The following is an 8616-nucleotide window of genomic DNA, read 5'->3' as shown; positions in this document are numbered from 1 at the left end:
GAAATAGGCCATCCGGGGCGCCGAAACTTGCAAATTGAGCGCCTCCAGTGACTCCTTCAGGGACGGCCGCTTAAAGGGCCCTACGTCCGGTTGGGGTCGGAAGTGTGAATTGGGCATCGCGCTCCAAACCGGACCATCGCGGACGGCACCTTGGCGTCGACACGCAGGATTGCCTTGAGGGACTTCATGTGCAGCGTCCGGACGAGGCCGAGGACATGTGGACAATGTTTACCCGTGTCCGCAGCCTGGCAAAGCGGCCTCCAGCATGCGCTGACAATTCGCGCTCCCCGCGGACCTTCGTCAAATCATTGCATTGACTCCGATGCCCAGCAGCACTTCTTGTATTTCTTGCCCGAGCCGCAAGGGCATGGGTCATTGCGGCCAACCTTTTGCGTATCGCGGCGTCGCGGTTGCTGCTCGAGCAACCCACTTGGGCTGGATCGCAACGCCTGTTCGCGTTCTGGCTTGAAATGCTCCTGCAGCGCGACGACGGCGGCGGGAACGGCTTCGTAGGCGCCCTGGGTCAGGCGTTTGCGGGTTTCGGCATCCTGGCCATGCTCTTCCAGCGTCTTCCAGCCCTCCTCGGTGCCCAGCAGCACCATCGTTGCCACCAGTTCCATGTGGCCCGTGAACACCGTTTGCCAGGCGTCCGGGAACTGCTTGACGCCAAGCATGAAGCCGGCGCACCAGCCTTCGGCGTCGAAGAACTCGCTACCGTCCTCCTGGGCCAGTTGCATCCACAACGGGTCGAACCAACCCCCGCTGATCGATGTCACCACCACGTTGTAGTGGCGCATCAGCAAACCGAAAATTCGGTTTGCCTGCTGCGAATCGGCGAACGTCGGAAAACCTTCCCCATCCTCCATGTCCCACACCCACGGTAGCCACCGGCCGGGCGCAATCAGTTGGGGATTCAGGACGATCGCCGCCAGGAATCCGTCGAGCGTGGAGATGTCCATGCCGTCTTCGGGCATCTCCTCGGACATGAGAAACATCTCCAGTTCTTCCAGCTCTTTGTCGGAGAGTGACGAGTCAGCTTGCATGAGTTGGGTGTTGGTTGTTGCATGCGTGGGGTGTGCGCATGCTGCGAAGTCGAACGCGATCGAAGCCCGTCGAGCAGCTCCTGGGCAGTAGCGCGATTCTGGCGCATCACGGGAAGACTCAAGTACACAACAACGCCGTCGGCGGCCAAGTGCCGCTGGGCCGAATGATGTGCTGAAATCATGATCGTCATACTTGAACAAACTCGACACTCCGTGACGCATGCAAGCTTCCCCCAACAAGAAGTCGAGCGCTACCTTCGCACCGGCGAACACGATGCGCTTTCCCGCAGCTGGCCGGGCGACAACTTCCTAGCGCGTGCCCAACACGGCGACGCTGCTTTGCGTGACGCGCTGGTCTCGACGGTTCGCCAGCGAACCGCGCACGCCATGGTGCCCGCGGCACTCACTTGCATCGACGTCGTTGCCTTCACCCGCACCAGGGTCGAGCCGATGGTCCGAGGGCTGTTTCCGGCGCACGAGCAGGAGAAGGTGCTTGGCGTGCTCGCTCGCTCGGTCGTCTTTCTGACGCCGGCCACCATCGACACGGTCCTGCAGACGACACCCTGGCTCGGTACAGTCTGGGATCTGGCCAACCTCTACCTCGTCAGCTGTGGTGCCGAACCGCTGTCGGAGGATGCGCGCCTCATCGTTGGCCTGAGCGCCGAGACGACCTGCTTCGTCGCTTCGGACTCCTTCAACGCGTCCAGCCCCTTCGACGACTTCGTCGTCCACGAAGCTGCGCACATCTTCCACAACTGCAAGCGGCGCACCATCGGACTCGGCGCAACACCGCGGCGCGAGTGGCTGCTCGACATTGACTACCGAAAACGCGAGACGTTTGCATACGCCTGTGAGGCCTACAGCCGCGTCCTTGAGCTTGGCAACAGCTCGGCAGCCCGACGCCTGCTGCTGGCGGAGATCGAGGAAGGACCTGTGCCACCGGATGACTGTGTGGATCCGGTTGAGTACATCGACATCCTTCGCGAAGCAATCGCTGCCCGCAATGGTTGGAAGCGCATCCTGCAGCGCTGTTCTCCCGCAAAGGTGGCGCGGTATCGTGAGGTTGGAACGAAGTGATGGCGCTGGAGACTGCTCGCGCGTCCGTGGTGAGCATCGCCACCTATCACGCCGACCCGCTGTACCCGAGGATCGAACGCGCGGTCAACGCGATCCTTGCGAAGGGCAAGGTCGTGGCGCCGGTCGATGTACTCATCGGCATGGACCTGCTCAAGCCGGACCAACTCGAAGAATGGCGCCGCGGCCAGGTGCCCTACCTGGAGCGGGTCATCGCCGGTAGCCTATCCCGCCTGTCGCGGCTGCTGCGCATCCTGCGCTTTCACGCGCACGACCTAAACCTCAAGCCGTCAGCCACCATCTACCTTCGACACGGCAGCGGTGCCAAGCAGCGCTTGCGCTTTACCAAGTCCGCTGACGCGAAGCTCGAGGAGGCATACGCCACGCACTTCGTCTGGCCGGCTAACGGCCCGTTCCACCGCCCCACGCAAGAGGAGTCCCGGGAATGACAGGCGGCCGTGTGGAATTGGCCCAGATACGCCTCTCGCTTCGGAAGCTGAGCCGAGGCAATCTCCTCATCATTGCCGAGCGTGCGGCTGAGGCATTGCCGAGCGCCGCGCTACCCGCGCTGCTGGGCGACTTCGTTCAGATCGACGTCCCCGTGGACGCGGCGACAGAGCCCCCCTCCTTGCTCGAAGAAGCGCGCAGGTTTCATGCGGCGAGCATGAGCGGAAAATACTACGAGGCCTTCGCTGTCAGCGGCAAGAACTGCACCGAGCAGTCCAAGGGGACAGACGCATTCATTGCCGAGTTCAACCGACTTGTCGCCCGGTGCGTCCGCGAAACCGACACCGGGCCGCAACCTGTGGTGCGCGAAGCCTTCGAGCTCCTCTTCGGCCTGCTGCGATACATCGACGAGTGTCACGATGATGTGATCTTCTTCGCCGACGAGGGCAGTTCGTGGAACGTTGGGGTGCACTGGCGCACAACATTCCCGGCCTACTTTCGTTGCCTGGCCGAGACTGCCACGGCCGATGAGTTCGCACGGACTGTCGACCAAGCGATCATGGACTTCGCCGTCCATGATCGTAGCCACTATCTGTCGGAAGCTTGGCGCGCCGCCACCGCTGCGCAACAGGCATGGCTCAGCGCGCTAGCCGAAGCCCAAAGGTGACAGGCGTTGCACGCAGTCCGATGTAGCCGACGAAGTATGCGCGGCTACTGTCTCAGACGGAAGGGCAGCGCGTCCTGCGTCGCATGCTCAATTGGACTGTCTTTGCCGCCTGCCCGCGGACACCACAGCATCGCGCTTCCCGCAGTCAGAAACGGTGACGCCAAGAGCAGCAGTTCAGCGCGACGGCTTCAATATGGAATGAGCCAATGCCGCAGCAAGCCGACGGGGGACGAAGCTGGCGATCGTCGCGGACACGGTATCAAGGGTCGTGGCAAACGCCACGGCTCTATTGTTCGCAACCGCATCCAGCGCCCGGCTCGCGACCACAGCCGGTTCGCTAGCGAAGAATCGTTCATCAAGGCGGAGATGATCCATCTTTGCCGCGCGCAAGAACGGTGTCTTGGTGATCCCGGGGCAGAAGGCCGTCACGGAGACGGCGCCCATCAGCTCGCGTCGCAACGCCACGGACCAATGCAGCAAGGCGGCCTTCGATGCGCCAACGACCGACAAGTTGGGCAAGGGCATGAAGGCTGCCAGCGAGGCGATGTTGAGTACAGCGCCGCGACGCGATTGAAGCGTAGGAAGCAGTGCGTGCGTGAGTTCCATCGGAACTTCAAAATTCAGCCGGGCCATCGCTCGTTGGTCATCAACAGGAACGGAAGCGGATGGCGATAGCAGTCCTCTTCCGGCACAGTTGACAGCAGGTCGACGTGAATCTTCCGTGCTGCGAGTGCAGCGAGCAAGGCGCGCACACGGTGCTGATTGATCAAGTCAGTCTCATGAAGTCAAGATGTGCGGTCGAGGGAAGTAAATCGCTGTTGTCGGACTTGTTCGGGCGGCTTCGGCTCACTGCTACAACGTTCATGCCGAACGCCGTGCAGCGTTTGACGAGATACTGTCCGAGACCGCCGCTGGCGCCCGTGATCAGCGCTGTCCGGCCGGAAGAGCGGATGTGGCGTTACTGCGTCACTGGTGTGTCCTACCTTCCGCATCATCGCCCTCTACAGCTCAGGTTGAATCGGGCTTGGATCGTTTGGCACACGCACGAAGAACCGGACAGATTGATCATCCGGTCGATCGCAGCCCACGGCCCAGCCGGCTGTGTCTGCCAAGAGCTTCACGACAGCCAAACCAAGACCCATTCCCTTTGGGCGATTTTTTTCCGGTGCTGTCCTTACGAACGGCTGCCACAACTTGTCAGCATCTTCTGTCGGGAACCGATGCGTCTTGTTGGTCACTGAGATTTCCAGTGCCGGTGGGTTTGATGTTGACGGCGCCGTTCGAGCGCATCGCACAACGATCTGGCCCTCCTCGCCGTGACGAACTGCGTTAGCCATGAAATTGGCTAGGACCTGCTGCAGCCGTGTGCTGTCCGTTTCGAGCGATCGAGGCACGTCGTCAGCGAGCTCGATGCTGATCACCTGATCGTTTCGCTCCGCTTCAGCGGACAGCTCATCGACGGCCGATGAAATCAAAGTCGCCAGATGAACAGTCCGGAACTCCGGAGAGTCAGTGTTCGAGCCAGCCGCACTCACCGCGAACTGCGAGATGCTGTCGAGACGCGTGAGAGCCACTTCCACGGATCGCTCAAGTCGCTGAAGCGCTTGCTTCGCTTCGGCCGGCAGAACCATCAGGCCCATCACCTCGGCGTTTGCCAGGATGGTCTGGATCGGTGTGCGCAGCTCGTGCGAAATCATGCCCAGCAGCGTGCGCGAGGCGTCATCCTTCGCTACGTATTCGCTGACGCCGATGTGGGTGGCCGGTGCGGCCTTTCGCTGCTTCATCTTGGAACGAGATGCGGGGTGCTGCATTGTCGCAGGGTGCCCTTTGAGCGAGCCGTTTGCATGTTCGGTCAGGACATCTCTCGCCGTTCGCACCAAGGGCCCGATTGTCAGAGCAACGGCGCCTTGGCCAGCGAGCAGCGCGCTGACTCGATGGCCGACTTCAGGTCCACAGCCAATACCGCACACGAGATAGGTTTGGTCCGAAACACAAGCCTGTACCTTTCGATTGCGGAAGCCAATTGAGCATCGACGGCAAGGCCGCTGCGGGGCACGCCACCGGACAAGATCAAGATTGGCGCATCCGGCTTCGAACGAAGTCGCAATTCCCGAACCAGATCTGCCGAAGTCTCGTCAGCCAGGCACCAGTCTAGAACGAAGGCGTCAAACTCAGCGTGTGCCAGCGCAGAAACCACTTCACTCGGTTCCGTGAAGGGATGGGCCTCGATCTGGTGTCGGCAAAGGCACGCGCAGATCGATGTGGCGGCGTCTGTCTCGTCGTCGAGAACGGCCACCCGGAACAAGCCCGCCTGTTTGGCGTGGTCCACGTCTGTTGTTGCAGCCCAGTGCAGGAATTCCCTGCCCAGGGATGCTGCCGATGGCTCGGTCAGCCCTGGGACCGATAATTGGTCCTGCAGCGGACTTGGCGATTGCTCGCTGACCTTCAGCCTTGTGCCAACCACCTGCTCTTTCATAGAGAGTCCTCCTGTGGCTCGATCCGTTCGCTTCGCACACACTTTACGGGGCCCTCACTCTGGATTCGCTGCGAGGTTTCAGCCAAAATCTGGCGCGCATTCACATTCGGTTACCCATGGATAGTCATCCTGCACCGCGCGCTGATGCGTCGCTTCTGCCACATCCCTTGCAACTCGAGGTGCTCGAGTTCGGCGCCTACGCGTTGGTCATCGATGCGCGCTCACCCCACGAGTACGACGAAGACCACCTGCCTGGCGCCGTGAACCTGCCGGTCGTCGACGACGCCGAATATGCCGAGGTCGGAACAAAGCACAAAGACGACAAGCACGCGGCCTACTTGATCGGCGTCGAGTACTCCTTGCGCAACATTGCGAAGCACATCAAGCCCCTGATCGCTCAGTACGGCAACCAGGACAGGATGCTTGTCTACTGCTTTCGGGGTGGCAAGCGGAGCAAGCTATGGGCTGACAACCTAACGCACGATCGGCTTCGAAGTGGACGTGCTTCGAGGCGGTTGGAAGAACTATCGTCGCTGGGTCCGAGCTAGCTTGGAAACGCTGCCACGGCACTTCGAATTCCGAGTGCTCGCTGGATCGACTGGCTGTGGAAAGACCCGACTGTTGTCAGCGCTCCAGGATGTGGGTCAACAGGTGCTGGATCTCGAGGAACTCGCGTGTCATCGCGGTTCTTTGATCGGTGCGCTGCCTGGTCGGCCGCAGCCGAGCCAGAAGTATTTCGACACGCTGCTGCTGGATGCATTGCGCAAGTTTGATCCAGTGCGTCCGGTCTGGCTGGAGGCCGAGTCCAAGAAGATCGGGAACCTCCAGATTCCCGCTGCACTTTACGACGCGATGCATTGCACAAGCCCGATCCACCTGTCTGCGCCGATGAGCGAAAGAGTGAAGCTTTGGCGCGAGGACTACCCGCACTTCGTCGACGACCCGCGCGGGATGGTGGAGAAGCTTGCGCCCTTGAAGCCGTTGGTCGGGGGTGACGAGATCAACGCATGGCAGTCTCTGGCGCAGTCAGGCCACATAGATGAACTGTTCGAACGGATCATGGCCAAGCACTACGACCCATGTTATGACCGCTCCACGCGGCGCTCCTTCGGCTCGCAGGAGGGCGCGCAGCGGGTTGAATTGCCGTCTCTGTCCCTAGACACTTTGCGCGAAGTCGCTCGCGACCTTGCCGTGTCGGCAGGCGGCTCCCAAGAGAGCCGCGCTTAGCGGACGATGCAAACCAAGCGCCGGCCGGCTGTCGCTTGATTGTTTGGATCGGCCTTCCATCGATTTAGCGCGGGAAGCATCAACGACCGCCATACCGACGGAATCAAGCTGGCGAAAAGCAGCACGACGTAGCCGGCAGGGGCCTTCGGTGCGGCGCCCGATGGACGCTGTCGGTAGTAGGGCAATGAACTCGAATGATGGTGGGCATGGTGATAGCTGATGGCCAAAGTCATCCAACTCTGAATCAGGCAGTGGTCCTCCCACCCAAACTCGCCTTCGACTGCACCGTCGACGCTGTCCGTACCAAGTCCCCAGTGCTGAACGTAGGTTACCGCCTGCATGCTCCACGCCACGGCTATGGCGACCATGCAATAAAGCACTAGGCCCCGCTGCCCTGACACTGCGGCGAATGAGATGGCGGTGATCGCCATCGCGAAGCAAGCCAATGGAAGGCCCCCAGCCAAGCGTTGTCTTTTCTTCGATGCGGCCACGAGGTCGCCTTCCCACGCATTGCGAAACACCACTCGCAATCGACGAACGGAAAAAGTCCATACGGATTCATCAAGCCGTGGCCATTCGGCAGCGCACACGTTGCCTGATCGTGCGTGGTGCGCGCGATGCTCGTGCTCCAGCACCGGATATCCGATGACGCCGCTGAGGACTTGCCCCAGCATGCGGCTCATGCTGTCGCGCCTATGAACCAGCTCGTGGGCAATGCAGCTCGCGAACACGAAGAGAGCCCAAAGGCTCAGCCCCAGTAGCGCGCGGCCGATGACGGAGTTCGGTCCATCGGGTACGGCGCCAATCGAAATCGCCGCCGCGAAGATACACGCGAGTGCGGCCACCACGGGAAGGTACCCGAGGTATGTTGCGATACCTTCGCTCCAGGCAGGCGGCTCGCGTCGTGAGTCGCCAAACAAGCTGCGCAACAGAGGTGCGACAAGAATTAGAGCCACGAAGGTCAAGCCGTACCTCCCCGAGATGATCTCGACCAGCGCCAAGACGGGCGAGGCAAGGATGAGAGAGTGGCCAGCGGCCAGGAGCGCTTGCCTTCGCATTTCAGATCAAGCCGTACTCAGCTGCGAGCCGAGCTGTAGCTCGTCGATTCGGCGTGTTGAACTTGGTGCTGAGCCTGTGAAAGCGGGAGTCCACGGCACTGACAGTGGTGCCGAGCTCCTCCGCAATCTCCTTGGTGCTCATGCCGGCGCGCTCGCGGGTGTGATCGACTCCGAAGGCTGATTTGGCGTCGTGCAGTACCTCGATGACGCTCGCATCGTCGACACAGGAGCCCACACGAGCGATTTCCCGCAGCGCCCGACTGGCATAGCCGTCGCTGGAAGTGATTTCTGGGAGGCGCTGTCGCCCTTCAGGGGACATCAAAGGAGCTCATCGAAGGCTCTCCGTATTTCCTTGTACAGCAGTGCGTAGTTGAAGCGCTGTTGGTCGGTGTCACAGAAGCGATCGAATGATGCCCTGTCTGGAAACAACGCCGAGTGGGCCACGTTGGACTCGATCCGAGTTCGTTCCAACCGCTCGACGTGAACGCCCCGGGACGTTCGCTTCAGTGTGAAGGTCACGACACCTGACCTTGCCCTTGATCGACGTAGTCCATAGCCACTCGATTACGCGGCTTTCTTTGCCTGGCCCGCGTGCCAGTTTTCTTCGAACCTCATTGGGCTGAT

Annotated in this window: 13 protein-coding genes; 5 read left to right on the top strand and 8 right to left on the bottom strand. The window is 61.1% G+C overall.

What is annotated here, in order from left to right:
* Window positions 1-305: 305 nt before the first annotated feature.
* Complete coding sequence (locus AC30NL_RS18760; RefSeq protein WP_489465506.1) at window positions 306-1043, bottom strand: UPF0149 family protein; 738 nt, start codon at window positions 1041-1043, stop codon at window positions 306-308.
* 213 nt (window positions 1044-1256) lie between these two features.
* On the opposite strand from AC30NL_RS18760, the gene AC30NL_RS18755 reads away from it, so the two are divergent.
* From AC30NL_RS18755 to AC30NL_RS18745, 3 genes are read left to right on the top strand one after another with little or no spacing between them, the layout of a single operon-like run.
* Entirely contained in the window at window positions 1257-2120 is an 864-nt protein-coding gene (locus AC30NL_RS18755) for a hypothetical protein (RefSeq protein WP_489465505.1), read from the top strand.
* Window positions 2120-2566 carry a hypothetical protein gene (locus AC30NL_RS18750; protein WP_489465504.1) on the top strand — a complete coding sequence of 149 codons (447 nt, stop codon included), beginning with the start codon at window positions 2120-2122 and terminating at the stop codon, window positions 2564-2566. The genes AC30NL_RS18755 and AC30NL_RS18750 overlap by 1 nt, the downstream gene beginning before the upstream one ends.
* Window positions 2563-3231: a hypothetical protein gene (locus tag AC30NL_RS18745; protein WP_489465503.1), complete on the top strand. Its 669-nt coding sequence runs from the start codon at window positions 2563-2565 to the stop codon at window positions 3229-3231. The genes AC30NL_RS18750 and AC30NL_RS18745 overlap by 4 nt, the downstream gene beginning before the upstream one ends.
* 174 nt (window positions 3232-3405) lie before the next feature.
* On the opposite strand, the gene AC30NL_RS18740 is transcribed toward AC30NL_RS18745, so the two are convergent.
* The 5 genes from AC30NL_RS18740 to AC30NL_RS18720 all read right to left on the bottom strand — a co-directional run bounded on the left by AC30NL_RS18740 (window position 3406) and on the right by AC30NL_RS18720 (window position 5707).
* The gene (locus AC30NL_RS18740) at window positions 3406-3909 is read right to left on the bottom strand and encodes an SDR family NAD(P)-dependent oxidoreductase (protein ID WP_489465508.1); all 504 of its coding nucleotides are present in this window, start codon (window positions 3907-3909) and stop codon (window positions 3406-3408) included.
* Window positions 3852-4001, bottom strand: a complete 150-nt coding sequence (locus AC30NL_RS18735) for a hypothetical protein (RefSeq protein WP_489465502.1) — start codon at window positions 3999-4001, stop codon at window positions 3852-3854. The genes AC30NL_RS18740 and AC30NL_RS18735 overlap by 58 nt, the downstream gene beginning before the upstream one ends.
* A complete protein-coding gene (locus AC30NL_RS18730; RefSeq protein ID WP_489465507.1) occupies window positions 3998-4156 on the bottom strand; it encodes a hypothetical protein in 159 nt (52 codons plus the stop codon). The genes AC30NL_RS18735 and AC30NL_RS18730 overlap by 4 nt, the downstream gene beginning before the upstream one ends.
* A 76-nt stretch (window positions 4157-4232) precedes the next feature.
* Window positions 4233-5015, bottom strand: coding sequence for a sensor histidine kinase (locus AC30NL_RS18725; RefSeq protein WP_489465501.1), 783 nt, complete (start codon window positions 5013-5015; stop codon window positions 4233-4235).
* 107 nt (window positions 5016-5122) lie between these two features.
* A complete protein-coding gene (locus tag AC30NL_RS18720) occupies window positions 5123-5707 on the bottom strand; it encodes a hypothetical protein (protein WP_489465500.1) in 585 nt (194 codons plus the stop codon).
* 116 nt (window positions 5708-5823) lie between these two features.
* Here AC30NL_RS18720 and AC30NL_RS18715 point away from each other — a divergent pair, with 116 nt between their 5' ends.
* Together AC30NL_RS18715 and mnmH are read left to right on the top strand one after the other, a co-directional pair.
* Entirely contained in the window at window positions 5824-6255 is a 432-nt protein-coding gene (locus AC30NL_RS18715) for a rhodanese-like domain-containing protein (RefSeq protein ID WP_489465499.1), read from the top strand.
* Complete coding sequence (gene mnmH, locus AC30NL_RS18710; protein WP_489465498.1) at window positions 6203-6934, top strand: tRNA 2-selenouridine(34) synthase MnmH; 732 nt, start codon at window positions 6203-6205, stop codon at window positions 6932-6934. The genes AC30NL_RS18715 and mnmH overlap by 53 nt, the downstream gene beginning before the upstream one ends.
* Here the strand turns inward: mnmH and AC30NL_RS18705 are convergent.
* A complete protein-coding gene (locus AC30NL_RS18705; protein WP_489465497.1) occupies window positions 6931-7992 on the bottom strand; it encodes a fatty acid desaturase in 1062 nt (353 codons plus the stop codon). The genes mnmH and AC30NL_RS18705 overlap by 4 nt on opposite strands.
* A 1-nt stretch (window position 7993) precedes the next feature.
* Window positions 7994-8311 (bottom strand): sigma factor-like helix-turn-helix DNA-binding protein, encoded by a 318-nt coding sequence (locus AC30NL_RS18700; RefSeq protein ID WP_489465496.1) that lies wholly within the window; start codon window positions 8309-8311, stop codon window positions 7994-7996.
* Window positions 8312-8616: the final 305 nt, after the last annotated feature.

It is taken from the genome of Rhizobacter sp. (assembly GCA_021153565.1).
GTDB lineage: Bacteria > Pseudomonadota > Gammaproteobacteria > Burkholderiales > Burkholderiaceae_C > Albitalea.
The sequence above is the reverse complement of the archived record's forward strand: the minus strand, read 5'-3'. Positions and strand labels throughout refer to the sequence as shown.

What these genes read in the sequence shown, in the direction of transcription:
- AC30NL_RS18760 (WP_489465506.1), bottom strand. Translation starts at nt 1,043, where the DNA reads ATGCAAGCTGACTCGTCACTCTCCGACAAAGAGCTGGAAGAACTGGAG.
- AC30NL_RS18750 (WP_489465504.1), top strand. Translation starts at nt 2,120, where the DNA reads ATGGCGCTGGAGACTGCTCGCGCGTCCGTGGTGAGCATCGCCACCTAT.
- AC30NL_RS18745 (WP_489465503.1), top strand. Translation starts at nt 2,563, where the DNA reads ATGACAGGCGGCCGTGTGGAATTGGCCCAGATACGCCTCTCGCTTCGG.
- AC30NL_RS18725 (WP_489465501.1), bottom strand. Translation starts at nt 5,015, where the DNA reads ATGAAGCAGCGAAAGGCCGCACCGGCCACCCACATCGGCGTCAGCGAA.
- AC30NL_RS18720 (WP_489465500.1), bottom strand. Translation starts at nt 5,707, where the DNA reads ATGAAAGAGCAGGTGGTTGGCACAAGGCTGAAGGTCAGCGAGCAATCG.
- AC30NL_RS18715 (WP_489465499.1), top strand. Translation starts at nt 5,824, where the DNA reads ATGGATAGTCATCCTGCACCGCGCGCTGATGCGTCGCTTCTGCCACAT.
- AC30NL_RS18705 (WP_489465497.1), bottom strand. Translation starts at nt 7,992, where the DNA reads ATGCGAAGGCAAGCGCTCCTGGCCGCTGGCCACTCTCTCATCCTTGCC.
- AC30NL_RS18700 (WP_489465496.1), bottom strand. Translation starts at nt 8,311, where the DNA reads ATGTCCCCTGAAGGGCGACAGCGCCTCCCAGAAATCACTTCCAGCGAC.